At 61.1% G+C, this 25,046-nt stretch carries 24 protein-coding genes; 8 read left to right on the forward strand and 16 right to left on the reverse strand.

Annotated elements, in window-relative coordinates; genetic code table 11:
* Positions 1-88: 88 nt before the first annotated feature.
* The 9 genes from tssH to tssA all read right to left on the reverse strand — a co-directional run bounded on the left by tssH (position 89) and on the right by tssA (position 10,835).
* Positions 89-2,797, reverse strand: a complete 2,709-nt coding sequence (gene tssH, locus SM765_RS03525; RefSeq protein WP_274837459.1) for a type VI secretion system ATPase TssH — start codon at positions 2,795-2,797, stop codon at positions 89-91.
* Between the two features lies 1 nt (position 2,798).
* Positions 2,799-3,854 (reverse strand): type VI secretion system baseplate subunit TssG, encoded by a 1,056-nt coding sequence (gene tssG / locus SM765_RS03530; protein ID WP_274834009.1) that lies wholly within the window; start codon positions 3,852-3,854, stop codon positions 2,799-2,801.
* On the reverse strand, positions 3,818-5,695 hold the full coding sequence (gene tssF / locus SM765_RS03535) for a type VI secretion system baseplate subunit TssF (protein ID WP_274837458.1): 1,878 nt from the start codon (positions 5,693-5,695) through the stop codon (positions 3,818-3,820). The genes tssG and tssF overlap by 37 nt, the downstream gene beginning before the upstream one ends.
* A 2-nt stretch (positions 5,696-5,697) precedes the next feature.
* Positions 5,698-6,195: a type VI secretion system baseplate subunit TssE gene (gene tssE / locus SM765_RS03540; RefSeq protein ID WP_274830725.1), complete on the reverse strand. Its 498-nt coding sequence runs from the start codon at positions 6,193-6,195 to the stop codon at positions 5,698-5,700.
* Entirely contained in the window at positions 6,188-7,015 is an 828-nt protein-coding gene (locus SM765_RS03545) for a type VI secretion system accessory protein TagJ (RefSeq protein ID WP_274837457.1), read from the reverse strand. Before SM765_RS03545 ends, tssE begins: the two co-directional genes overlap by 8 nt.
* Before the next feature lie 72 nt (positions 7,016-7,087).
* Positions 7,088-7,591 carry an Hcp family type VI secretion system effector gene (locus SM765_RS03550; protein ID WP_274830727.1) on the reverse strand — a complete coding sequence of 168 codons (504 nt, stop codon included), beginning with the start codon at positions 7,589-7,591 and terminating at the stop codon, positions 7,088-7,090.
* Between the two features lie 79 nt (positions 7,592-7,670).
* Positions 7,671-9,167 carry a type VI secretion system contractile sheath large subunit gene (tssC, locus tag SM765_RS03555; RefSeq protein ID WP_274830728.1) on the reverse strand — a complete coding sequence of 499 codons (1,497 nt, stop codon included), beginning with the start codon at positions 9,165-9,167 and terminating at the stop codon, positions 7,671-7,673.
* An 11-nt stretch (positions 9,168-9,178) separates the two neighbouring features.
* Positions 9,179-9,697, reverse strand: coding sequence for a type VI secretion system contractile sheath small subunit (gene tssB, locus SM765_RS03560; protein ID WP_274830729.1), 519 nt, complete (start codon positions 9,695-9,697; stop codon positions 9,179-9,181).
* An 82-nt stretch (positions 9,698-9,779) separates the two neighbouring features.
* Positions 9,780-10,835: a type VI secretion system protein TssA gene (tssA, locus tag SM765_RS03565; RefSeq protein ID WP_274837456.1), complete on the reverse strand. Its 1,056-nt coding sequence runs from the start codon at positions 10,833-10,835 to the stop codon at positions 9,780-9,782.
* Positions 10,836-11,006: 171 nt separating this feature from the next.
* On the opposite strand from tssA, the gene SM765_RS03570 reads away from it, so the two are divergent.
* Genes SM765_RS03570 through SM765_RS03595 form a run of 6 tightly spaced genes read left to right on the forward strand, consistent with a single transcriptional unit; the run spans position 11,007 to position 15,286 of the window.
* Complete coding sequence (locus SM765_RS03570) at positions 11,007-11,846, forward strand: hypothetical protein (RefSeq protein WP_274833998.1); 840 nt, start codon at positions 11,007-11,009, stop codon at positions 11,844-11,846.
* Between the two features lie 57 nt (positions 11,847-11,903).
* Positions 11,904-12,338 (forward strand): hypothetical protein, encoded by a 435-nt coding sequence (locus tag SM765_RS03575; RefSeq protein ID WP_274833996.1) that lies wholly within the window; start codon positions 11,904-11,906, stop codon positions 12,336-12,338.
* Between the two features lies 1 nt (position 12,339).
* The gene (locus SM765_RS03580) at positions 12,340-12,957 is read left to right on the forward strand and encodes a MotA/TolQ/ExbB proton channel family protein (RefSeq protein WP_274837455.1); all 618 of its coding nucleotides are present in this window, start codon (positions 12,340-12,342) and stop codon (positions 12,955-12,957) included.
* Between the two features lie 15 nt (positions 12,958-12,972).
* Positions 12,973-13,383, forward strand: coding sequence for an ExbD/TolR family protein (locus tag SM765_RS03585; protein ID WP_274837454.1), 411 nt, complete (start codon positions 12,973-12,975; stop codon positions 13,381-13,383).
* Positions 13,380-13,787 carry an ExbD/TolR family protein gene (locus tag SM765_RS03590; protein WP_274837453.1) on the forward strand — a complete coding sequence of 136 codons (408 nt, stop codon included), beginning with the start codon at positions 13,380-13,382 and terminating at the stop codon, positions 13,785-13,787. Before SM765_RS03585 ends, SM765_RS03590 begins: the two co-directional genes overlap by 4 nt.
* A complete protein-coding gene (locus SM765_RS03595) occupies positions 13,784-15,286 on the forward strand; it encodes a DUF4384 domain-containing protein (RefSeq protein ID WP_274837452.1) in 1,503 nt (500 codons plus the stop codon). The genes SM765_RS03590 and SM765_RS03595 overlap by 4 nt, the downstream gene beginning before the upstream one ends.
* A 61-nt stretch (positions 15,287-15,347) precedes the next feature.
* Here SM765_RS03595 and SM765_RS03600 read toward each other — a convergent pair whose 3' ends face one another.
* Positions 15,348-16,844, reverse strand: a complete 1,497-nt coding sequence (locus tag SM765_RS03600; RefSeq protein ID WP_274833987.1) for a caspase family protein — start codon at positions 16,842-16,844, stop codon at positions 15,348-15,350.
* 190 nt (positions 16,845-17,034) lie between these two features.
* On the opposite strand from SM765_RS03600, the gene SM765_RS03605 reads away from it, so the two are divergent.
* Positions 17,035-18,075, forward strand: a complete 1,041-nt coding sequence (locus SM765_RS03605) for an OmpA family protein (protein ID WP_274830738.1) — start codon at positions 17,035-17,037, stop codon at positions 18,073-18,075.
* An 88-nt stretch (positions 18,076-18,163) separates the two neighbouring features.
* On the opposite strand, the gene SM765_RS03610 is transcribed toward SM765_RS03605, so the two are convergent.
* Both SM765_RS03610 and SM765_RS03615 read right to left on the reverse strand, forming a co-directional pair.
* The gene (locus SM765_RS03610) at positions 18,164-19,282 is read right to left on the reverse strand and encodes a ParB/RepB/Spo0J family partition protein (RefSeq protein ID WP_274834725.1); all 1,119 of its coding nucleotides are present in this window, start codon (positions 19,280-19,282) and stop codon (positions 18,164-18,166) included.
* A complete protein-coding gene (locus tag SM765_RS03615; protein WP_274830740.1) occupies positions 19,279-20,583 on the reverse strand; it encodes an AAA family ATPase in 1,305 nt (434 codons plus the stop codon). The genes SM765_RS03610 and SM765_RS03615 overlap by 4 nt, the downstream gene beginning before the upstream one ends.
* A gap of 557 nt (positions 20,584-21,140) precedes the next feature.
* On the opposite strand from SM765_RS03615, the gene SM765_RS03620 reads away from it, so the two are divergent.
* A complete protein-coding gene (locus SM765_RS03620) occupies positions 21,141-21,824 on the forward strand; it encodes a hypothetical protein (protein WP_274837451.1) in 684 nt (227 codons plus the stop codon).
* Between the two features lie 46 nt (positions 21,825-21,870).
* Here the strand turns inward: SM765_RS03620 and SM765_RS03625 are convergent, their stop codons facing one another.
* The 4 genes from SM765_RS03625 to SM765_RS03640 are packed head-to-tail and all read right to left on the reverse strand — an operon-like array spanning position 21,871 to position 25,035.
* The gene (locus tag SM765_RS03625; RefSeq protein WP_274833981.1) at positions 21,871-22,653 is read right to left on the reverse strand and encodes an ABC transporter permease; all 783 of its coding nucleotides are present in this window, start codon (positions 22,651-22,653) and stop codon (positions 21,871-21,873) included.
* Positions 22,650-23,402, reverse strand: coding sequence for an ABC transporter permease (locus SM765_RS03630; RefSeq protein ID WP_274833979.1), 753 nt, complete (start codon positions 23,400-23,402; stop codon positions 22,650-22,652). The genes SM765_RS03625 and SM765_RS03630 overlap by 4 nt, the downstream gene beginning before the upstream one ends.
* A 9-nt stretch (positions 23,403-23,411) precedes the next feature.
* On the reverse strand, positions 23,412-24,176 hold the full coding sequence (locus SM765_RS03635) for a transporter substrate-binding domain-containing protein (protein ID WP_274830744.1): 765 nt from the start codon (positions 24,174-24,176) through the stop codon (positions 23,412-23,414).
* A 49-nt stretch (positions 24,177-24,225) separates the two neighbouring features.
* Complete coding sequence (locus SM765_RS03640) at positions 24,226-25,035, reverse strand: ABC transporter ATP-binding protein (RefSeq protein WP_274834727.1); 810 nt, start codon at positions 25,033-25,035, stop codon at positions 24,226-24,228.
* Positions 25,036-25,046 lie beyond the last annotated feature (11 nt).

Genomic DNA, 25,046 nt, shown 5'->3' on the forward strand with positions numbered 1-25,046 from the left:
CAAGATCCTCACTGATAAAATTGCAGCCCCGTCGACCGCTGTTTCCTACTGACTACTTGTGCCGGTTCACCCGGCGCGCTTTGCGCTCCTATTCGAATGCGTATGAGAAGGCGTCATCCGCGATGTCGATCTCAACCTTGCTCACCTCCCGGCCCTCCATCAGGCGGCGCAGGAATTCGTTGGAGATGTCTGGCAGCATGCTGTTGGTGACGATGGCGTCGATCATCCGGCCACCGCTTTCCAGCTCCTGACAACGCTCGACGATCTTGTCGACGACCGCATCCGAATAAGAGAACGGCACGCTATGCGCTTCCTCGACGCGTTTCTTGATCCGACCCAGCTGCAGCCGGGTAATCTCTGCGATCATGTCGGGGCTGAGCGGATAATAGGGGATCGTCACCAGACGCCCCAGAAGCGCCGCCGGAAAGATCTTCAGGAGCGGATCACGCAGCGCCTTGGCGATGCCTTCGGGTTCCGGCATCAGATCCGGGTCCGCGCACATATCCATGATCAGATCGCTGCCCGCGTTCGAGGTCAGCAGGATCAGCGTGTTCTTGAAATCGATCACGCGGCCTTCGCCGTCCTCCATCACGCCCTTGTCAAAGACCTGAAAGAAGATCTCGTGCACGTCCGGGTGGGCCTTTTCGACCTCATCCAGCAGCACCACCGAATAGGGCTTGCGACGCACCGCCTCGGTCAGAACGCCGCCCTCACCATAGCCAACATAGCCCGGAGGCGCGCCTTTCAGCGAGCTGACCGAATGGGCCTCCTGATATTCGGACATGTTGATGGTGATGACATTCTGCTCACCACCATAAAGGACCTCGGCCAGCGCAAGCGCCGTTTCCGTCTTACCCACACCGCTGGTGCCGGCCAGCAGGAAGACACCGATGGGTTTGTTCGGGTTGTCGAGGCCGGCGCGGCTGGTCTGGATGCGCTTGGCAATCATCTGCATCGCGTGATCCTGTCCGATCACCCGCTTGGCCAGATGCTCTTCGAGCGACAGGATGGTGGCGATTTCATCCTTGACCATGCGACCCACCGGGATGCCGGTCCAGTCCCCCACGACCGAGGCCACCGCCTGATGATCGACGATGGGCAGGATCAGGGGGCGGTCGCCCTGCAGCTCTTCCAGTTCCGCGTTTTTCTCCTTCAATTCCTGCATCAGGGTGGCGCGGGTTTCCTCATCCAGCGGGCTGTCACCGGCGTCTTCAACTTCTTCGGCAGGCGCATCCACCGGCGCGGCGCCCTCGCGCAGCTTGGCGCGCAGCTCAAGGATCGCCTCAACCACGGCTTTTTCCCGGTCCCACTGGCCTTTGAGTTCCGCCAGGCGCTCTTCCTCAGCGGACTTTGCAGCGGCCACGGCCTCGCGCCGCGCGGCAACGTCATAGCCGGCGGTTTCGTCGCGACCGATGATCTCCAGCTCGGTGGTCAGCGCCTCGATCCGGCGCTGACTGTCGTCCACCTCGGCCGGGACTGCGTGCTGACTGACCGCCACACGAGCGCAGGCCGTATCCAGCAGGCTGACGGATTTGTCCGGCAATTGCCGCGCCGGGATATAGCGCGCCGACAGGGTGACCGCCGCTTCGATACCTTCATCCAGAACCTGCACGCGGTGGTGTTTCTCCAGCATCGAAGCGATGCCGCGCATCATCAGGATCGCCTTGGGAATGTCCGGCTCATCCACCTTCACCACCTGGAAACGGCGGGTCAGCGCGGGGTCCTTTTCGATGTATTTCTTGTATTCGGCCCATGTGGTTGCGCCAATGGTGCGCAGGGTGCCACGCGCCAGGGCCGGTTTCAGCAGGTTGGCCGCATCGCCGGTGCCCGCTGCGCCCCCTGCCCCGACCAGCGTGTGGGTTTCATCCACAAACATCACAATTGGCGTGGGGCTGGCCTGCACCTCGTCAATCACCTGTCGCAGACGGTTTTCAAATTCGCCCTTCATGCTGGCGCCGGCCTGCAACAAACCCACGTCCAGCACCAGCAGTCGCACATCCTGCAAGGCGGGCGGAACATCACCGCGGGCGATGCGCAGCGCGAAACCTTCGACCACCGCGGTTTTCCCGACGCCTGCCTCCCCGGTCAGGATCGGGTTGTTCTGGCGCCGCCGCATCAGGATATCGACGATCTGGCGGATTTCCTCGTCCCGGCCGACGATCGGATCGATTTCCCCATTGCGGGCCTGTTCGGTCAGGTCGGTGCAGAATTGCTCCAGCGCCTCGCCCTTGCCCATGGCGCCGGGGGCCATCGCATTGGAAGCTTCACCCGGCTCGGCACCGCCGCCCACGTCGCTGCCATCCTGCGCGCCAAGGCGATCCTCGGGCGAGCCTTCCGTGGCTTCGGCAAAATTGTCGGCCAGATCATCGGCGCCGATCTTGGCCAGCTCGGGCGACATCGACGCCAGGATATTGCGCAAGGCGGGTGTTTTCAGCATCCCCAGCAGCAGATAACCGCTGCGCACCTTGGAGTCGGAATAGAGCAGCGAGCCCCAGACCCAGCCGCGTTCCATCGCACCCATCAAATGATCGCTCAGATCCGAAATCGCCGAGGCCCCGCGCGGCAGCATATCCAGCGCCCGCGTCAGTTCCGTCGCGATCTTGCCGGTGTCCAGGTCATAGTGCTGGATGATCCGGTGCAGATCGCTGTCCTGTAGCGCCAGAAGCTGATGCATCCAGTGGACCAGCTCCACATAGGGATTGCCCCGCATCTTGCAGAATACGGTTGCGCCTTCGACGGCCTGATATCCCAGTTTGTTGAGCTTGCCGAACAAGGCCACACGGCTGATCTCGGTCATTTCACATCACTCCCTCTACTCGTTCTTGGGACCCGGCGGCGACACCGGGATACAGATACAGATCACCCGCATCGGGCTGGTCCTTGTCCGGATCGGGCCGCGAGCGGATCCAGCTGGTATGGCCCAGCCGGGTGCTGCCGCCGAGACTGGCGCGCGGCACCTCGTCTCCGGCCAGCACAAGATTCACATCCCAGTCCAGCACATCGCCGACGTAGGACCGCACGATGGACCGCAGACGCGAAAGGGCCCTCCCCCCCGGCAGCAGCCGATTATAATCCGCAAGGCTGAGCGGGCCGATCCGCAGGCGGAACTTGGCGGTTCTGCTCCAGACCTTGTCACCCAGGCTGGTGCTGCGCCCCAAAGCCCCGGATCCCAGTTGCCAGCGGTCATCCGGTTCCAGCTGCAGCCAGCTACCGACATATTCTTCCAGATGGACAGGCACCTCCAGGAAGGCGGACAGAATCGAGACCAGTCCTTCGGGGTGCTTTGCGCCTTGCGAGAGGTGCCCCGAAAAATGCAACTTCGCCAGATCCGGCATGGCATCGCGATCCGGCAGGCCCTTGCCGCTGTAGCCGGTAAAGGCAGCGATGCGTTTGGCCATCGGATCATCGGCGCGGTCAAAGCTGACGGCCGGCTGCCCCTGTGTCCAGGCCCGGTACAGAAGGCTCAGCATCCGGTGGGTCAGCATATCGGCAAAGGCCACCATGGTCGGGTCGCGGTGGTTCCGTTTGCGATCCCGGGCATATTCCGTCAGGTGCAGCGGCAGCGGACCCTGCGGGCCGAACAGACCAAAGAACCGGTTGGTCAGGCGCGCAGGCCGGTCGCCCTCTGGCGGGGTGAAGCCCGCAATGGTGGAGGGTGGAAAGGCCAGCTCGGCCTCCTGCCCCAGCCGCAGACGGTCCTCGCGCGGGCGACGGCTTTCGCCGAGGCGCGGGGCCTCGGCAAAATGCGCCTCCAGCAGCCGCAGGGCCTGAAAAACGTGATGCTCTTCAGGCGACGCGGCCAGCCGGCCATATAGACTCAGATCATCCGGCCGAGGCCCTTTTCCGGTCGCCATCTGGCAATGTCTCCGCGTTTCTCGGTTCGAAGAACCGTTTCCGTGAACGAATTGATGGTGGCATATCCGCGAAAGAACCGCTCCAGCACGGCCCCCAGCGCATAGATGTTGCTGCCTTCAAAAAAGCTTTCGTCAAATCCGATTGTGATCTCGAGCCCGCGCACGGCGGTCGACAGGATCTCGTCGCTCATCCGCCGCACGATGGGGCGGCTCGACACCGATACGATCCCTTCCAATTGCTTTTCGGTGACCCGGTTTCCCAATGGGGCATAAAGGCCCACCAACTCGCGCAGGGCCTCGGCCGCCTGCCCCTTGCCGCTGTCGGCAATCGACACGTAGTTGAGGCTGAGATGGGAGATCAGCCGCCAGGCGGTATCCCCCTGTGCCAGCGTCGGATGCGGCCGCGTCGGAGCGACCGGCAAGGAGATCTTCCGCACCGGCCCGCCCTCCGGCAGGTGAAACACGTCATCGTTCCCGGTTGCCAGCAACAAGGGAAGATCCCGGTTGGTGCAAAGCGCATTGACCGCCAGCTGTTCCAGATGCGGCCCGAAGGGCGCCTGCGTGCGGTCCACCAGCGTCAGGTAGACTTCGGACCCCAGATAGGACGAGCGCACCCCGCGCAGGCGCTCCTTTTCGGATCTTTGCCGCATCCGGCGTTTGATCGTGTAATAGGCGGGATGAGTTTCGCCCGCAGCGGTAAAATCAGTGGCCGAATAGAACGGGCGGAAGACCACGTCATCTTCGCCTTCGCCGCTGATCCCGGTAACGCTCCGCAAGGCGTAGATTTCAAAATCCAGCCCCGCAGTCCGGTTCGGGATCACCTGATGTTCGGTGTCGTTCGGGGTGATACGGACCCGGTCGCAGCGTTTTTCAAACAAGTTCACCGCCGGAACCGCATTCAGCTGAAAAACCTCGGGTACGACGATGGGCTCGATGCCGCGCATGCCTTCGCGCAGCAGGATGTAGATATCGACCTCATCCCCCTCGGCACGCTGCAATGCAGGCGCCAGCCCCTGAAGTTCCACAAAGCGGAACCGTTCGGGCATGGCGAAGTATTCCTGGAGCAGGCGATAGCCGTCGTAGGATTGCCGGGGCACCGGCAGCAAGGCCTCTTCGCGGGAAAACCCCTTTTGCACCACAGCGCCATCAGCCAAAGGCGCCTGCCAATCGGCCCTGCGGTTGGTTGACCGCGCGACGACCCCCTGCACCTGGGTGCACAGAAGTTCCAGCAAGGGCCAGCTGTTGCCCGCTGCGCTGGACAGGTAGATCTGCAACCGGTCCATGCCAAGATCGCGCAGCGCCTCACCATCGTTGCGTTTCAGCCGCAGGCGAATGCCGGCGCGGGCATCAAAGCCGGTTGCAACCCCGGCGGCCACCAGATCCCCGCGACCGTCGATATACTGGGCCTCAGTGATCTCGATCGGCCACATGGTGATTTCCGCCGCGGTTCGAAATTCGCAGGGGGTCTGCTCCCCTTCGGTCAGGCGCGACCGCAGCACCGAGCCGCGCGGCATGACATAGCCGCTTTTGACGGCAGAGTTGCTGGTATCCGGTTCAAAGGCTGCGATCATCATCGACGGCGTCGGCGCAAGGTAATGCGGATAAATGATTTCCAGCAGGTTCGAAGTGAAATTGGGATACTGCAGCTCCAGCTCCAGCTGCACCCGGGCCGACAGGAACGCGACCCCTTCCAGCAGCCGTTCCACATAGGGGTCGAGAACCTCAACCCCCTCCATACCAAGCCGCGCCGCAATTTTCGGATAGGCCGCAGCAAATTCGCTGCCCATGTCGCGCAGGTAATTCAGCTCGTTTTCATAGTGGTCCAGCAGCCGTGTATCCATTGCTACAGCCCTCGTTCCACGTTTACTTCACCGGTGGTCAGATCAACCTTGCTGCGCAGGTAAAGCTCCAGCGGCATCGGTTGCGCCCACATATCCGCGCGGATCTCCAGAGCCACCGTCATGCCTGCGGCCTCTGTTTCGCCGGTCAGGCGGACATCGACAGACCCTTCGATGATCCGCGGCTCATAGCGGGACACCGCCCGCTCGATCCCGCGCCGGATCATTTCCGTTTTCTCGCTGGTCGAATACTCACCCGAAACTTCACCTAGCCCGTAGTTCAGAACCGAAGCCGCCACCGCCGGATATCTGTCGACGGGAATATGGCTTTCTCCGTTCAGCGTGTTCAGCAGCCAGGACAGATCCCGCTGGATGATGTCACGGAGCCGGTTTAGGTCGATCACCCGCGATTCCCGGCTTTCCTTGCGGTTGCCGGGATCATTGTCCGTCAGCCGATCCAGCAAAGAGGGCTGAAGGCGTTCGGCAAGAGTCTGATCAGCCATCCGTCAGGCCGCCCTGCGGCTCATCCGTGTCCTCGGCGCCATGCAAGCGCAGACTGCGCAGATCCATAATCGCGATGTCCTGATCGCCAATGGTGAGCAACCGCTGACCGATGCCGACATAGGTATTCGCGCCGATATCCTGCCAATCCGTTGCCCGGGCCATCATGGCCTCCGGGTCTGCCTCGGTGCTCTCGGGATATCGGGTCGGCACCAGCGCAACCAGTTCTCCCCCGTTCACCAGCGTGATGGTGCCTGCCATCCAGACTCGATCGCGCAGATCAGCTGGTTCATCCAGTTCAAGCGACCGGATCTGGGAAAAGGGCATCCAGAAATACCGGCCGTTGATGATCACCTCCAGCACCGGGCCAAGCCGCATATCGGCATCGGCGATCCAGTCAAAGACCTTGCCATCCGCTTCGCCCGGGGTCGCCGGAGCCGCATCAAAAGCCTTGGCCCGGAGCGCTGCGGATTCATCGTGTTTGCCATGCGCCAGAAGTTTCTGCGCTTCGATCAGATGCGCCAGCCAGTCCTGCGGTTCGCCAAAGATCATCGGGGCCTTTTCACCCTGAAAGACCTTTTCTCGGTACACCTCGCAAATGATCGCTTCTCGGTAGGTCTGCGCCATGAGCGTGGCGCCCGGATCCAGTTCCGCGCTCAGCTTCAGCTGAGCGATGGCCCGTTTCCAGTCCCCTAGAATACAGAGCAGTTGAAACAGGAAAATTCGCAGTTTCGCATTCGACGGGTCCGCCCGCACCTTATCCTGCAGGGCCGTCAGCGCCTTACCAGGATCGCCCGACTTCAGATATTCCTCGGGGGTCATGCGCCAACTCCGACAGTTACTTGATCACAAACAAATACCCCGGACGCCCAAAACGTCCGGGGCGAGGGCATATCAGTATTCGAATTTGCCCGACTGAACGTTCCACTGGAAGACAACCGGTTTTTCCAGTTTGCCGGTCTTCTGGTTCGTCGACTTGTAGGTGTGCTCGATCGCGGCATAGGCCAGCGACCAGGTTTCCTCGGGGATGCCATCCTCGCTCGCGGAGATCGAATAACTGTCGACCACCACATCCTTGAGCTTCCATTCGGAATAGGCCAGCAGACCTTCGGACTGGCTGTCACCCGAACGACACCAGTGCATGATGATTTCCGGACGCACCGTGCCGTTTGCAACGGATTTGGCAAGCTCGTTGGATGCCTTGCCCATCTGGGAGGTCAGTTCGATCTTACCAAAGTTCGAATTCGCATGCATCCGCTGGGTCGAGCCGAGATCGGTCATTTCGACAGCGCGTTCCACGTTCCAGCTGGCGGACTGGATCACGATCCAGTTCTTGTGGTTCTCTTCGGTTGCATCGCCTTCGATGTCCGAAATCTCGACGAACATATTCGCAGCCATTTTCTATCCTTTCAAATTCAGTACTCGTTAAGGCCAAATGTTTTGTCAGACCCTGTTGTGTGCGGCTGATGAGTGGAAATCAGCCTCCTTTTTCTGAGGGCAGTTTCGACACCAGCCGGAGCGAGACGGAAAGTCCTTCAAGCTGGTAATGCGGGCGCAGGAAAAATTTGGAGCTGTAATAGCCCGGGTTGCCCTCGACCTCTTCGACCACCACTTCCGCAGCGGCGAGAGGTTTGCGCGCCTTCTCGTTTTCCGATGAAATATCGGCGTTGAAATCGACGTAATTGTTGATCCAGTTCTGCAGCCAGCTTTCCATGTCCTGGCGGCTTTTGAACGACCCGACTTTGTCGCGCACCATGCATTTGAGGTAATGCGCGAACCGGCAGGTGGCGAAAAGATACGGCAGGCGGGCCCCAAGGTTGGCATTCGCTGTCGCATCCGGATCGTCATATTCGGTGGGCTTGTGCAGGGATTGCGCGCCCATGAATGTCGCCACATCCGTGTTCTTGCGGTGGATCAGCGGCATCATGCCGTTCTTGGCCAGTTCCGCCTCGCGCCGGTCATCAATGGCAATCTCGGTCGGGCATTTCTGATCCACACCGCCATCCGTGGTCGGGAAGGTATGCGATGGCAGCTCTTCCAGTGTACCGCCGCTTTCGACGCCCCGGATCCGCGAACACCAGCCGTAAGTCTTGAACGAGCGGGTGATATTGGTGGCCATGCCATAGGCGGCGTTGACCCAGCCGTATTTCTCGCTGCCCGCACCGCTGGTGTCTTCTTCGAATGCGAATTCATCCACCGGATCGGTCTTCGATCCATAAGGCAGACGGCCAAGGAAGCGTGGCATCGCCAGACCAACGTATTTGGAGTCTTCGCTTTCGCGCAGGGACCGCCAGGCGGCATATTCCGGCGTCTGGAAGATCTTGGTCAGATCGCGCGGATTGGACAGTTCGGACCAGCTGTCCATCTGGAACAGGGTCGGCTTGGCGCCCGTGATCAGCGGCGCATGGGTTGCAGCGGCGATCTTGGACATCTCGCCCAGCAGTTCGATATCCGGCGGAGAATGGTCGAAGTGATAATCCGCCACCAGCGAGCCATAGGGTTCACCGCCCAGCTGGCTAAATTCTTCGGTATAAAGCTTCTTGAAGATCGGAGACTGGTCCCAGGCAGTGCCTTTGAATTTCTTCAGGGTCTTGCCCAGTTCCTTTTTGCTGATCGGCATCACCCGAATTTTCAGCATCTCGTCGGTTTCGGTATTGTTGACGAGATAATGCAGTCCGCGCCAGGCGCTTTCCAATTGCTGGAACTCTTCATTGTGCAGGATCAGGTTGACCTGCTCGGTCAGCTTCTTGTCGATCTCAGCCACGATGCTCTCGATCGAGCGCAGGGCATCGTCGGAAATCAGCCCGGTATTGGCCAGGGCCTGTTCGGCCAGCGTCTTGACCGCGCTTTCGACTGCGGTCTTGGCCTGATCGGACTTGGGGCGGAATTCCTTTTGCAGGAGGTTTTCAAATTCGGCGGAGCCAAAGGCGCTTTCGGCAACTGCGGCTTCGGTCTGGAGTTCTTCGTCAGCCATTGTGATCCTCCTTATTCCGCATCAGACCCGGCATCGCCGCCGGGTTTCGGTTGGGCCGCCAGGGTTTTCAGCAGGCTCGGATCCTGCATGATTTTTGCAATCAGATCCTCGGCGCCGGTCTTGCCGTCCATGTAGGTCATCAGGTTGCTCAGCTGCGTGCGCGCATCCAACAGCTCGCGCAGCGGCTCGACCTTGGCAGCGATAGCGGCCGGTTTGAAATCATCCATGCTTTCAAAAGTGATATCGACGGCCAGGTTCCCCTCGCCGGTCAGCGTATTGGGCACGGTGAAAGAGGCACGCGGCGCCATGGACTTCATCCGGTCATCGAAGTTGTCCACGTCGATTTCCAGAAACTTGCGATCGGCGACCGCGGGCTGTTCCACCTCGGATTTCCCGGTCAAATCCGCCATCACACCCATAACAAAGGGCAGCTGAACCTTCTTTTCCGCGCCGTACAGCTCCACATCATATTCGATTTGAACCCGGGGTGCCCGGTTCCGGGCGATGAACTTTTGTGAACTTCCGGCCATCTAGGTCTCCTTACTCGTCAATTCCGTGGCACGATGCGGTGATCTTTTCGACCTGTCGTCACACGCCACTGTCCCTGTTGTTTCAATCGTCGTCCTCAATGCCGCCGATCAACTGCACATTCTCCAGCCCGCGTGGCGCCATGTCGTTCATGATGGTGAGGAAATCGGCCCCCACCAAACGCTTTGCCCGCTCCAGCAATAATGGCACCGGACTCGATGGTTCCTCGCGTGCGTAATAGCCAATGATGCGGTCCAGCATGTTGGACACATCAGCAGGAGAGTTGATCGCCCCCGGCGCAATCCCGGCAGCTGCAGCGGGCGCTGCCACGGCAGCTCCGGCCTCGGCCTCTTCTGCCGCATCGGCCTCCGGCGCCTCGGCGCCCTCTTCGACATTGCCATAGTCGCGCAACCGTTTGGCAATATGCTGCAGCAGCTTGATCAGCGGATCCAGTTCTGGCCCCTGCCCCGGTGTCTGTTCGTCAAACACCGCAGAGATTGCCTTAACGTTCTCGACCGCCGTTTCAGCCGCCGCCAGCCGGGTCGCGATCCCTTCGGGATCGCTGTCCTGAAAGGCAGCACTTATGGTCGCCTGATCCGGCACCCGCTCCATGTCCGATGGCGCCGTCGCAATCCCTTCGGCCACTTCCATCTCCCGCAGGGAGAAGCGGCCAAATCCGCGGCTGTCGCTCAGAGGCGTGCGGCGCAGAGACCGGTAGACCGGTGAAGGCCCTGCCATGCCACCGGGTTGACCGCAAAGATCCTGAACCGCGTTGATCCGCATGATCGGATCGCCATCATCTTCATCAAGCTCGGGGTGGCAGGTGTCCCAGTATTGCTCAAGACAGCCGCGCATGAATGTGGTCACATCCGCAAAACCGGACAGACCTTCGGATTGCAGCAAGGCATCGGCCAAAAACACGGCAGCCCGCAGATCGTGGCTGCGCTCCAGAACCTCTGTCGCCTTGACCGCGACTTCGCGGTAATCGGGATCCGTCGCCTCGGTGCGCTCATCGCCGATAACGGTTTCTTCCCCCGGCTGAGCAGCAAGCTCCATATCCGTGAAGGCCGGGTCATACTCGAGATTTGCACCGCTTGGTGCATCCTCTTCCTTTGGCTGCAGCAGTACCGCCGGATCCATCTGACCTCCCAAAACCCGGTCAAACGCAGTCCGCCCCGCTACAACAAGTATTCAATCGATACCCATGCAGCGGTGTGAACCGCGCCACTCTAAAACAATAACTTGACGTCAAGTGAGCCTTATCGAATTCTTAAAGTCAATTGTTTTCACGTCCTTTTGCGAGTGGTGGTCATGTGTGCAGACCGGGTTAACGGCGACGATGTCAGGACGATGGTGCGGGAAGGCGCCAAGAAGCGGATGAGCTTTGCCTTCTGCCTGGATGGCTCCAAGGATCCTCTGCTGATGATCCAGCCCGGCAAAAAACCCGAAACCTTGCGCAACCCGGTAAAGCAGGCCGGAGGAACAAACCCCATGGCCTGGGGCACCTATGTTGTGCGGGACGGCGAGATGGAAATGATCTGCGAACAGGCCCCGGGCAAGATGATCACGGCGCTGAAAAAGTTCCTGCAAAGGAACCGGCCCAAGGTGAACGTGCTGTTCTATGATGACGGCGGCAACCTTCTGGACAGTCTCAAACCCGAAGGCGAAAGCAAGGGGCAGGCGGATGTCGATGATGTCTCGGCCACCGGCATTGATGCCAGCGCGGTGGCACCTCTGACACGGCGCCTGAAGCGCATCCAGCCAAGGATTGCACTGGCTCCGGGGCCACTGGAGCTGAAACTGAAACGCGCCCTATCCAAATCGGTCAAGCTGATCAATGCAGGCCGTCTGCAAGAGGCCGAAACCCTGATCGTGGTGATCGAACGGGCCATCGCCCGAATCGGAAAGGACCGCGAAAGCGCCGACAAAAGCATGCGCCGCGGCCAGCGGGAAATGGACCAGCGCTCGCTTGGCGCACAGGTCAAACGCGCGCAAGCCCTCAGGGCCAATGTTGCCCGCGCCCCAGGCCCGGCCCGCGACCGTCTGGACCGGGCCGTACATGTTGCCGCGCGCCTGTTGAAGAAACGCGATCTTACCGGCGCGCAATCGGTCATGGACCGCATCGAAAAAGCCCTGACCACGCTTGTCTGACCCCCCACCCGGGCGCAGTCGAGTTTTTAATTACATTTTGAAGAACTGGAGACTTTCATGCCCCTCAAATTCCTGCACGTCGCGGCCGTGATGGTCGCGGTTACGCTCATTGCCCTGCCCCGCAATGCCATGGCCGAGACAGGCCCGCTGCTGGTGGAGCTGAACAAAACCGAAGAGATCGACGGCGGTGGGTGCCGCGCCTTCTTCCTGTTCCGCAATCAAACCGGGAAAAGCTTTGCCGGGTTTGAAATGTCTCTGGCGATCCTTGATGCTGGCGGTGTTATCGACCGGCTTCTGTCGGTGGATGCCGCCCCCCTGCCCGTTCAGCGCACAACCCTGAAACTCTTTGAAATTCCCGACATCGCCTGCAGCAACATTTCCGAGATCCTGCTGCATGACATTACCTCCTGCCAGCCGCAGAACGAAGAGCAGATGGATTGCTTTCCGATCCTCAACCTTGAATCGCGCGCAGCTGCGCAGCTGGTGAAATAAGATGGCCACCACCTGGGAAATGCTGGGCACTGGCGGGCCAGTCATCGCCTTGTTGGCGCTGATGTCGCTACTGTCCCTCACCGTGATCGCGGTGAAGCTGATCCAGCTCTGGTCCGTCTGCAGCGGAGAGGCGGCGCGGGCAAAAGCGATCGACCTCTGGAGCGGCGGCGACCGGAAAAGCGCCAAAGACGCAATCACAGCGGGCCGCGCCCCGGCCGACCGTGTCATGACCTATGCGATGGACGCCCTGGGCAGCGGCCTCAAAGGCCCTCTGCTGATGTCCGAACTTGAGCGGCGCGGCAACGAAGAGGTCGCGGGCATGAACAGTCTGATCCGGTTGCTGGAACTCATCGCCATGGTGTCGCCCTTGCTGGGGCTTCTGGGCACCGTTCTGGGCATGATCCAGTCTTTTCAGGAGCTTGAACTGGCTCAGGGCGCTGCAAACGCCTCGGTTCTGGCCGGCGGGATCTGGCAGGCTCTGCTGACCACCGCGGCAGGGCTGCTGGTGGCCATTCCGGCGGCCATCGCGGCAGGGCTTTTCGCATCCCGGATCGAACGCGCGGCCCAGACCATCGAAAGCGCCGTGGGCAGGCTGATGCTGGCCGACGCCAGCCGCTGATCGGATGGTAGCCCAATGATCCTGAAACGAGCCTCCAGACCCCGCGCGCTGATCTCGTTGGTGCCGATGATCGACGTGATGCTGATCCTGCTCGTGTTTTTCATGGTCACCTCAACCTATCTGAACCTTGATATGATCCCGGCCCTGCGGGCCTCCGACGGGGCAACGGGCCTTGCTGCGGCGCGGACCGATACGGTGATGATTCGTCTCGGCGCAGATGGCGTTCCGGTGATCCGGGGGCAGCCCCTGTCCGGCGTGGAACTGGACAACCTCCTACACAGCACCATTGCCGCCGATTCCCTGACACAGGTTCTGATCCTGCCCTCCGGCGCAGCGTCAACGCAGGCCCTGATCAGCGTGATGGACAAGGCCGCACAAGCCGATGTGCAGCAGCTACGCGTCCTGCGGCTGGAGGTGCAGCCATGAAGCTGACCCGCCCTGCCCGCGCAGCCCAATCCGAAACGATCATTGCCCTGATCGATGTGGTGTTCTTCCTGCTCATTTTCTTCATGCTGATCGGACGGATGGACGCCACCGCCCCCTTTGAAGTCACCCCGCCCCATGCCGAAACCGGACGCGATATGCCCGCTGGCGGCATCACGCTGGCCGTATCGGCGAAGGGCGCCCTGGCGCTGGATGGCGATGACATGCGCCCCCAAGATCTGCCCGACGTGCTGAGCGAGCATTTGCAGGATAACCCGGATCTGCGCCTACGGATCAACGCCCACCGCGCGGCAGAGCTGCGCAATGTCCTGCCTCTGGTCAGCCGCGCGCAACAGCTCGGCTTCCGCGATGTGGTTCTGGTCGTCACCCCCGAGACCGGCGGATGACATCGCGGGCCTCCATATGGGGTGCGGGTCTTGTCGCATCTGGCCTGGCCCATGCGGCCATGGCGGGGGCGCTGGTGTTCAGCCTGCGCCCCGATGATCTGGTCAAACAGCCCACGCCCCAAAGCAGCCTGACAATGGCGGCGCAACGGCTGAACCGCAGCCAGGCAATCCCGCAGCAGCCCGAAGGCGAGGCCGCCGCAGAGGCTGATCCGCAACAAGAGGGGCTGGCGGCCAATCCGCTGCCGCAATCAGAGGCGCGCCCGGCCGAGCCGCAACCACAGGCCCTTGCGAGCTCGCCCCCCTCCCCTGCCCCGGCTCCGGCAGCCGTGCCCGCACAAAGTGCAGCGATCGCGCAAGCCCCACCTGCGGCGCAGCCCATTGCGTCAGCGCAAGTCAAACCGGCTGCGGTTGCCAGCCTATCTCCCGAGATCACACCATCCATATCGACCACACCGTCTGCCGATGTGGCGCTTGCCGCAACCAATCTACCGCCTGCCCGCCTTGCACCGGCTGCAGAGCCCTCACTCGACGTGAAAACAGCGGCCCCGGCTGCGCAGCCCATTGCTCAGTTCGCCCCTGACACGGCGCCGGTGCCGCAGGCATCACCATCAGTGGATGCGGCGCAAACGCTCCCGCCCAAAGCTACGGTTTTGCCCACCGCCGTTCCGCAAAGCGATCAGGTCACCGCCGCTCTTGCCTTTCAGGGCGGCGCACCGGACGGGATCGACCCTGTCTCACTGGCGGCCTTCCAAAGCTTCATGGCGCCCACCGCCGCTGCGTCAGACGGAAACAGCCTGCGGGATGGGCTGCTGGGCAGTCTGGCCGCCGTGCCCTGCTCCCGGCTTCAGGTTGCCTTTGACCCGGATACCGCCACGCTCTCCCTGCGGGGTCATATTCCGGAAGACGGGATGCGGGCACCGGTTCTTGCCGCGTTGCAGGCGCAGATGGGGCAGGACATCACCGTATCCGACCAGATGCGCCTGCTACCGCGCCCGCAATGCGGCGCCCTTGCCGGGATCGGAGAGGTCGGCCTGCCGCAAAGCACGGATCAGATCACCAATCCCCTGCTGGTCGGGGACGACGCCCACGCCCGGGTCCTCTCCTATGCAGGCGGCGACCGGCTGTTCTTCGATCTGACCGCGCCGGATTACCCCGCCTATGTCTATGTCGATTATTTCGATGCAGGCGGGCAGGTGCTGCATCTGGTCCCGAATGAAACCATCGCGCTGCAGCAGACCCCTGCCAAAGATCCGCTGCGCGTTGGTGCCAAGGAAGACGGAGATCCCGGCCTGCAGATCGCCGTTGGCCCGCCCTACGGGCAGGAAATCGCAGTCGCCTTTGCCGGCTCTCATCCGCTTTATTCCGGACTGCGTCCTATCAGCGAACCCGCCGAACCCTATCTGGCTTGGCTGCGCGAGCGTGTGACAGAAGCGAGAGAGCAACATACTGATTTTAAAGGGGAATGGGTCTATTTCCTTGTCACCACGCACGCACCCTGATCCCGCCCTGCATCATGCAAAACAGGCAGGCACCCAATCTGCCAGCGTGATAGATGATCCCCTATTGGCAGCCCCCGGCGGCCCAGGATTTCAGCGTGCGTTTCAAGGCGCCGCCGAACGGATGCTGCTTGGACAGGGAACGCTGCATGTTGAGGCTAAGATAGGTATTGCCCTGATCGCATAGACGCTCCCGGTTCCATTGATGGCAGGCGCTGCAGGTCTGCTCTTTCCAGTAGCTTTCCGGCAGCCCCTCGATTGGGGGGAACATCGGCGACAGATCGACCACTTCGGCCAGGCTTTTGCCCGCAAGCGCTGCTACCTCTGCATCCAGAGGGCTGGCATAGGTGACCGGCCCTGAATCCGCGGGTCTTGGCCCCGGATCTTCGGCAGGCGCCGCGACGACCTCGGGCTCTCCCCCGGCCTCTGGATCCGTGCCGGAACCGGCCGTCAGCGCCGCGATTTCGGTGCGGGCGATCTCGGCATATGTGCCAGCCGGGTAATTTTGCAGATAGGCCTCATAAGCGCTGAGGCTGCCATCCTGCTGCGCCGCATTGAACATGGCTGTTTCGGCCTCATCGGGACCTTGTGACGTTGGCGCAGGCGCCGCGGTGCCACCACCGGCCAGTTCCTCTGCCATGACGTCCTTCAGCATGTCCCGCGCCTCCTGGGTATAGGCCCCATCGGGATAGCCGCGCAGGAACAGCATCAGCTGCACCGGATCCCGCGTCGCCTCGACCGAGCGCCACAACTGCAGCTCCTCAGTCTCTGCCGGTGTGAGCGCCCGTTCCTCAGGAGCCTTGGCAAAGACGAAGTCGCTGACCAGCGATGAGGTATCCCAGGGGGTCTGCTGTCCCCGGCTCTGCTCCAGTACCGCGCGGCGTACATCCTTGAACACCTGCTCGACCGGCTGACCCGGCACCTGAATTTGCGTCGCCAATGCCTGGGTAAACGGGCTGTTGTCCCCGTCCCCATCCAGAGCCACCCCACCCGGGGACGTCGCATAGGCCAGGAAGGTGCCGGTCGGAGCCTTCATTTCGGCCAGACCGCTTTCGTCCAGATCCGGCACATTTTCGAACGGGTTGTTGCGGCAGGCGTCCAAAATCACAAGGTTCGTACGATTGCGCGCCGAAGCCATCTGCCGCAGCACTGATTGCGCTTCGACCGCCATCAGGTCCAGATCCGCGGCATCGGCCAGCGCAACATCGACCGGCAGCAGGTAGTTGTTGCCAAAGCTTTGCACCCCGTGCCCGGCGTAATAGAACAATCCGGTGGCATCTTCCCCCGCCGCCCGCAGGCTGCGCCCGAAATGGGCAATCGCTCGCTTCATCCCGACCTGTGTCAGATCCGTCTCAACCGTGACCGTAAATCCAAGCTGTTCCAACGTCTGCGCGATCAGCTGTGCGTCCCGGTCGGGGTTGTCCAACGCGGTGACGGATGCATAGGCAGAGTTGCCAATGACCAGGGCCAGACGTTCTTCCGCCCTCGCATGACTGGCTCCCCAGAACACAACCAAAAGAAGAGCGAGACCAATTCGGATCGCCGCAAACATCGCGCGCATTTACTTTACTCCAACACCTTTTCACACCGTCGCAGCATCCACAAAGGATCGCAAGGCCGGGAAATTCCTGCCGAAAGTATCGCCATCCTTGCGCCACACCACAAGTTTCCTGTTATGCTAGCAGCAGTTCCCTACTATTTCGTGCTATGCGGGGAACAGTGTCCTAGTTCCGCCAGGAGTGGCTTGTCCCATGTTCCGATTGCTCATTCTTCCGATTTTCCTCGTCCTTTTCACCCTGCCCCGCACGGTTTTTGCGGCCGATCCGTTCGAACACGGCTGGCAACTGGATCCGGAGATTTCCACCATCACGTTCCTGTCGGTCAAGAAAGGCACCATCGCCGAGACCAGCGAATTCGCGGCCTTCAGCGGGCAGATCACCGAAAAAGGCATCGCCCAGATCAAGATCGCGTTGGATTCGGTCGATACCAAGATCGACCTGCGCAATGTGCGGATGCGGTTCCTGTTCTTTGAAACCTTCGCCCATCCCGAGGCCACCGTCACCGCGGTTCTGGATCCGGCGCAGCTGGCGGACCTGCCCACAGTGCGCCGCAAGCTGATGCAGGTTCCCGTCACCCTGTCGCTGCATGGCGCCGATGTCGACCTGTCCCCGCGGGTTGCGGTAACCCTGCTGGACAATGACCGGGTCAATATTTCCTCGGTCGATCCCGTCATCCTGCAGCTGAAGGATTTCAACCTGATGGCCGGGCGCGAGAAGCTGGAGGAAGCCGCCAATGTCACCATCACACCGCTGGGGATCGTCAATCTCAACCTGACCTTCCAACGCACCTCCCCCGGAACGGCGCCAGCCATCGCCGCGCCTGTGTCCGGAGCCTCGGCCGCGCTGGAAACCGCCGGAGATTTCAGCCGCGAGGCCTGCCTTGGCCGGTTCGATATTCTGTCCCGCAGCCGCAGCGTGAACTTTGCCCCGTCCACCGCACGGCTGGACCGAACCTCGATCATCTTTCTGGACAGCCTGTACGATATCGTCAGCCGCTGCCCCTCGATCATTCTTGAGGTTGGCGGTCACACCGACAGCCAGGGCCAGGCGGCCTGGAACATGCGACTGAGCCAGCAACGCGCCGATGCGGTGGTGAGCTATCTGACCCGCAAAGGCATTGGGGCGGATCGACTGAAACCGGTCGGCTATGGTGAAACCACGCCGCTGGTGTCCAACGACACCGCGCAGAACCGGGCCAAGAACCGGCGGATTGATTTCAAGGTTCTGAACTGACCCACGGCAAACCTGTAAAAAGAAAGGGCTGTCCCCGCGGGGACAGCCCTTTTATTTTCTCCAAGACACTTCGCCCTGTGGCTGGGATTTATTCCGCGCCCCGGTCCAGCGTGGTGAAGAAGGCCGAGATTGCCTCTTCCAGCCGCCGCCGGTCGATGGCGGAAAAATCCCGTTCCATCGCCATCTCGATCTTCCCATCCCGGGCCTGACATCGCACCGTCCCCGCGGGGACAGCGCAGCGCAGGGTCGTCTTTGCACTGGCCGATTTCGGCGCGGTCCCACCAGCGGGGCTGCTGGAAGCTTCGGATGTCGGCGATGTCAGGACACCCCGCAACAGCACCAGTTCTGCCTCTGCCGTATCAGGCCGCAGAGACCGCAGCTGCGCCTGCAACTGCGCTTGCGCCTTTGGATCATCCGCCAGCCGCTTCTTCAGATCGAGCCCCAACGCGCGGGGGATCGCCTCAGGGAAGGTAAGCTCGGTCCCGATCATGAGCAGCAAGTCGGCAAAATGGCGAATGTAGCTGCGTTTCTGACGACCGGCAGAGGCATAGAGAAGCCGTACGGCCTCATCAATGCTGTCCGCCTCCGTCTCGGGATCCTGCGCATAGGACACGGCCAGCTGCGCCATCTCGGCAAAGGAGATATCCCGGCGCACCAGGTTTTCATCGACCATCCGGCGATAGAGGCCCTGCAGGGTTTCCCCCTTGGCCACCAGCCCAGCCGGAATGGCTGCGAAGGTGTCATCGCCCGTTTCCTCAAGCAGAGCACGATAAGCCGACAGACGCCGAAAGCCCTGAACCAGCTGATAGACACCCCCGTCTTCCTCGACCCGGATCGGGTTCGACAGCCCGATCGAGCGGATCGAATCCTTCAGCTCATCCAATTCGGGATCCCGGCTGACAGAGCGGTCCCGGACTAGTTTGTCAGTGCGGATCTTCCCCAGCGGGATCCGGTCCACGACCAGCCCCAGTTTCTTGAGTCGCACGAACTCATGCGCCAGCCGGTCATTTTCCGCTCGGATCGTTTTCTCTGCATCGGCGCGCTGGCGCAGGGCATCTGCGTTCTCGGTGATAGCCGTCGCCATCGGCCCCCGCCGCGCTGCGCCGGAACCTGATCCCTCAGCCGTGTTCTGCCGAGGCGGTTCGGCCGGAGCCGGGGCAGGGGAGTCTTCTGGAAAATCGATGTCGAAAACTCTGCGCTTGCTCATGCTTCATCCTCCAGCTTTTCCCAGGCGGCGACCGCGTTTGTCTTGAATTCATCATAGGCCTGATCAAATGACGCCCGCGCACGCCGCCAGGTTTCGCGCGTCATGTCCCGATAATCGATCTCGTAGATCGAGCTCAGGAACCGTCCCGACTGTTCGACCGCGCGGGTCATTTCGATCGGATGCTCAGTCATCCTGCCATCGAAAACCTTCATGAAGGCACTACGCATCGCGCGGTGCAGATCGTTACCGGATTCATAGCGCGTCAACAGGAAGCGGACGTCCTGAAACACCTTCGGCAAAGAGAACGTCCCCGCGGGGACAACCCCGTTGAAGGCCGACAGATCCTCAAGCGCTTCGGACAGCTGTCCGATAAACGAGGTGGTGGAATCGTATTCCCAGTAGCCCGGCCCAGACGGGATGTAGAGCATGTCGGCCGCAAAGACCGCATTCATCGACTGATAGCCAATCGCCGGCGGGCAATCGAAAATGATCAGGTCATATTCATCCGCAGGCAGCTGATCGAGGTAGCGCGACACAGCCGCAAAGAAGGACCATTCGGGATTGAGGTAGCGGTACTGCGCGCTGGCAAATTCGACAAAGGCCGCATTGGCGCAGCTGGGCACCAGATCAATCGTCGGCCAACTGGTCGGCTTTATGAAATCCCCGATGCGCAGATCCTGCAGACCCATGCCGGTGATGGATCCCGGCAGGCGACGTTCGGGCAGGGCGGCCCCGGTTTCGGCGCCCCGGGCTGATGCATTCATGCGTTCGGTCTCACGCACCAGATCCCGCGCCATAATACCCCAGACCGTATAGTCCTCGGTGACGTCGCTCAGCCCCATGGAGTGGGACAGAGTCGCCTGCGGGTCGAAATCGAGGCAGAGCACCCGGTAGCCGTCCAGCGCCGCCGCATGGGCGAAATGCAGTGCCACGGTGGATTTGCCGGCGCCGCCCTTGAAGTTGGAGATCGCCACCCGCAGAGCGCGCTTGCCCGCCGGGCGCTGCGGCAGCAGGGACTTGCGGTTGATCTTGATCCGGCGCCGCAGCTCGTTGATCTCTTCCAGGGAATACCAGCGCTGGCGGCCGTCTTCTTCGACCTGTCCCTGCGGCAGGGAAGGGTCGGCCGCCAGCCGCCCGCGCAGGGTGGATTGATTGACCTTGAAAATCAGCTCTGCGACTTCCCAGCTGGAAAATCTGCGCAGGGTCTTTTCCATTTCGGGGGAAAAGGTCTGCTGCCGGATCCAGCTTTGCATCTTGAGTGACTGCGCCTGCAACCGGGCCAGGTCTTCGTGTGTAAACATGACTGCTCCTACATCAAAGTGGCATAGGTCCCGTTTACCCAGGACGCTAATTCTGCCTCAAAACCCATTTACGTCGGATTTGCAAAAAACGCAAAACCTATTATTGTTTTGATTAGCGTCCTGTCCCTGCGGGGACACCTTGTTCAGAGGGCTGAAAACAAACGCCTGTTTCACTGCTCCGCCGATTCGGAGGCACATGGCAATACGCTCCGTTTTTTGGCCTACAATGACGCAGATATAGGGGGACATAAAGAAACCCTCCCCAACCTATTGGGGGACATTTTCGATTGAATAGGGGACATCCAGAGCGTCCCCCAATACCATTGATACCAATTTTCTTATCAGAAAAAGGTTTGGGTATGCCCGACCAATCCGATGGGTTCTTGACAGAATCGGAACTCCGGACGCAAATTAGGCCAAGATACAGAAAAACGTTGAGTTCGGATCGAAACCGACCAACACGACGGCTGCGTTCTCTCAGACAAGAAAACACAGCGCATGAGGCAACCGGCTGCCATTTGTTTCAAATAGCAGCCATGGCGGGAACGGGGATGGCAATGCTTGCCAAAAGACCAGCGGGTCGTCATGCGGCGGCGATCAAGTACGATGTTCTCACTGCCATGGGAGCATATGCGCTGGCACAGGGACCGACCTCCCAACGGCTTGTTCTTCGTTTACTGACGCTTCTGACAGCTCGCTACAACTGGCAACGGGATGAACTTGCTGTAGGCCAGCGTGAGATTTCCCGGCTCTGGGATGTGGATGAGCGCACCGTGAAGCGGGAGATGGCCAAGCTGCGCTCCATGGGATGGCTGGTCATCAAACGGCAGGGCGCGCGGGGCAGGGTCTCTCAGTACGGTCTGGGGCTGGATCGGATACTGGATGACACCCGGGACCGCTGGGCCGCCGTAGGCCCTGATTTTGACTGCAGGATGAGCGGTAGCGACGAACAGCCAACCAATGTGGTGCCCTTACGCAGCGAGGCCAACGCACCGGCGCCGGATCTGTCTGATGGCACCGAATGGAGCCTCGCCAAGGGCCTGCTGCATACAGAGGACATGGCGACCTATACGGCCTGGATACAGGCTCTGACACGGGAGAGTAGGGCAGGGGGCCGCCTGGTGCTGCGCGCGCCGAGTCGGTTCCATGCGACCTATGTCATGTCGCACCTGAAGCGCAGATTGCTGACCGCCTGCCGTGATGTGGACAGCGACATTACAGACATTACCGTCGTGTCGTGAAGAAAGGCGCCCCCGCATCGGAGGGCGCCAAGAACGTTAGGTGAAACTATCGGCGATGCCCGCCGGGCACCTGACGTTCGAAATAGCCGAACATAAGGCTGATGATCCCTGCAATCACCATATAGACCAGCGCCAACAGCAAGAGCGGCTCATAGACGATGAAGGTGTCGGAGCGAACGCGGGAGGACACCGCGTAGATGTCCATCACCGTGATGGTGGCGATCAGCGGCGTTGCCTTCAATTGCAGGATGGTTTCCCCGCCAAGCGTCGGCAGCACGTTGCGCACGGCCTGAGGCAGCCAGATGCGGCGGAACATGGTCATCCGGGGCATGCCAAAGGATTTGGCCGCCTCCAGCTGTCCACGGGCAACGCCAGAAAATGCGCCCCGCATCACCTCGCCCTCGTACCCGGCATATGACAGCGTCAGCGCCAGCACCGCATAGGGCCAGGCCTGCCGCAGGTACGGCCAGAGTTCGGAGGAACGGATCCAGGGAAACTGCGGAAACAAGGAGCCAAGCCCATAATACAGCAGCCAGATCTGTAGCAGCAACGGGGTGCCACGTATCACCGTGCAGAACATCCGGGCCGGGGCGGACAGATACCAAGGCCCCACCGCCTGGGCGAGCCCCAGCGGCACCGCCAGAAGAAAGCCGAGGATGGTTGTCACCACGAGGATCCAAAGCGTGGTCCACATGCCCTCGATCGCCAGCGGCATGTATTTCGGCAGCCAGTCCCAGCGCAGGCTGACGGCGCACCAGACAACAAAGGCCGCAAAAAGCGCCAGCATCACGATCCGATGAGGTTGGAAAAATGCGCGCAGGCTGGTCATTGGCGGCCCTCCTTTAGCGACGGCTGACCACGGCGGGCCCATTTCTCAACCCGGCCAAAGATGACCCCAGAGCAGAGCGTAACCAGCAGGTAGAGCGCCCCGGCAGCAAGGAAGAAGGTGAAATAGGCGCGGGTGCTGCTGGCGGCCTGTTTGGTCTCCAGCGTCAGCTCGTTGAAACCGACAACGGCCAGCAATGCGGTGTCCTTGGTCGCGATCAGCCACAGATTGGCCAGACCCGGCGTGGCAAAGGCCATCATCGCCGGAATGGTGACCCGGCGCATGGTCATCAATGCAGGCATCCCATAGGCGCGGGCCGCTTCGATCTGACCGGGCGGGACGGCTTGAATGGCGCCGCGCAGCACTTCGGTCGCATAGGCGCCCTGCACGATCCCCAGAACCCAGATGCCGGCGGCGACCCCGTTGATCTCGACCCGCCCACCGCCAAGCAGCGCGGACGCCTTGTTGATAAGATCGGTGCCCACGTAATAGAGGATCAGGATCAGCACCAGTTCGGGAACGGCGCGGATCACGGTGGTGTATACGGCCAGAAGGTCACGCGTGACCTTCCCGCCGTAAAGTTTTCCATAGGCCCCGAACAGCCCGATCAGAAGCCCCAGTCCAAAAGCACCAAAGGCGATTTGCAGAGAATTTGCCAACCCGCGCAGCAGGTTGCTTCCCCAGCCTGGAGCCGACAGCGATAGCAGTGCTGCGCTGTCAGCCAGACCAAGCGCGTTCAGGAAGTCAGTCACGATAGCGCCTTAGTAGATGCTGGTCGTGAAGTACTTAGAGGTGATTTCGGCGTGGGTGCCGTCGGCAAGGATCTTGGCGATCCCTTTGTTCAGCGCCGCCTTCAGATCCTCTTCACCCTTGCGCACACCGGCGCCGACACCTTTGCCCAGAATGGCAGGGTCGTCTTTCACCGGGCCTTTGATCTCGCAGCAGGCGCCTGCGTCAGAACCGACGAAATCCGCCATGGCGATGCTGTCGGCCTGGGTCGCGTCGATGCGGCCGGCGAACAGATCCTGGTTGGCTTCGTCCTGGGTCTGATAGACGCGGATTTCGGCGTCCTTGAAGTATTCCTGCGCATAGGCCTGGTGGATGGTCGAGGCCTGCACGCCCAGGATCTTGCCTGCCAGCGATTCAGGGGTCGGCTCAATGTCCATGGACTTGTCCGCAACGATCACCGTGGGGGTGTTATAGTAAGCATCGGAGAAATCGATGGTTTTCATGCGCTCTTCGGTGATCGACATGGAGGCCATGATGGCGTCGATCTGCTTGCCGGTCAGCGACGGGATAATGCCGTCCCATGCAACCGGAGTAATCACGCAATCCAGTTCGGCAGCGGCGCAAACCGCGTTGATGACGTCGATTTCCCAACCAACCCAGTTGCCGGAGCTGTCAGCCGAGGCAAAGGGCGGATAGGGTTCGGCCGCGATACCGATCTTCACTTCTTCGGCTGTGGCCATGGTCGCGGCCAGCGCCAACGCGGCGGTCGTCGCGGAAAGCAATGATTTGAATGTCATAGGTATTCTCCCTGAGTTGAGATGATTGGCCTTTGTGGCCTTGCCGCCCTTAGTGGACGGATTTCAGAAACTGTTGCAGACGGGGGGATTGCGGGTTGCCAAAGACCTGTTCTGGCGGGCCCTGTTCCTCGATCCGTCCCTGGTAGAGGTAGACAACGTGATCCGCGACCTCGCGGGCGAATTTCATTTCGTGGGTCACCAGCAGCATGGTGCGCCCTTCGGCGGCAAGGTCGCGGATGACCGTCAGCACTTCGCCCACCAGTTCCGGATCCAGCGCCGATGTGGGTTCGTCGAACAGCATGACCGACGGATCGACCGCCAGCGCGCGCGCAATCGCCGCCCGCTGCTGCTGTCCGCCGGACAGAAAGGCCGGAAAGGTATCTGCCTTGTCGGCAAGCCCGACCCGTTCCAGCAACTGGCGGGCCTTGGTGATCGCTTCGGCGCGCGGTTGTTTCAGAACGTGCACCGGCACTTCGATCACGTTTTCCAAGAGGGTCCGGTGGGTCCAGAGGTTGAACTGCTGGAACACCATGGCCAGACGGGTGCGGATCCGTTCGATCTGACGGCGATTCGCCGGGCTGCCATCGCTGCGCATGGCGACCTCTTCGCCGCCGATGATGATCTTGCCGGACGTGGGTTGTTCCAGAAAATTGATGCAGCGCAGCATAGTTGATTTGCCAGAGCCGGAGCCGCCGATGATGGCGACCACGTCGCCTTTCTGCGCGGTCAGTGAAACCCCCTTCAGAACCTCCAGATGCCCGAATGATTTGTGCAGATCCGTGACCCGGATCGCCTCGGTGGCGGCGTCGGGAGCAGGGGGTGTCTGAGCAGCTGTGCTGGCAGCGGCGCTTTGCGGCATTTTTCGCGGTC

This window comes from Pseudophaeobacter sp. 1A09344, assembly GCF_041008745.1.
Taxonomy (GTDB): Bacteria; Pseudomonadota; Alphaproteobacteria; order Rhodobacterales; family Rhodobacteraceae; genus Phycobacter; species Phycobacter gallaeciensis_A.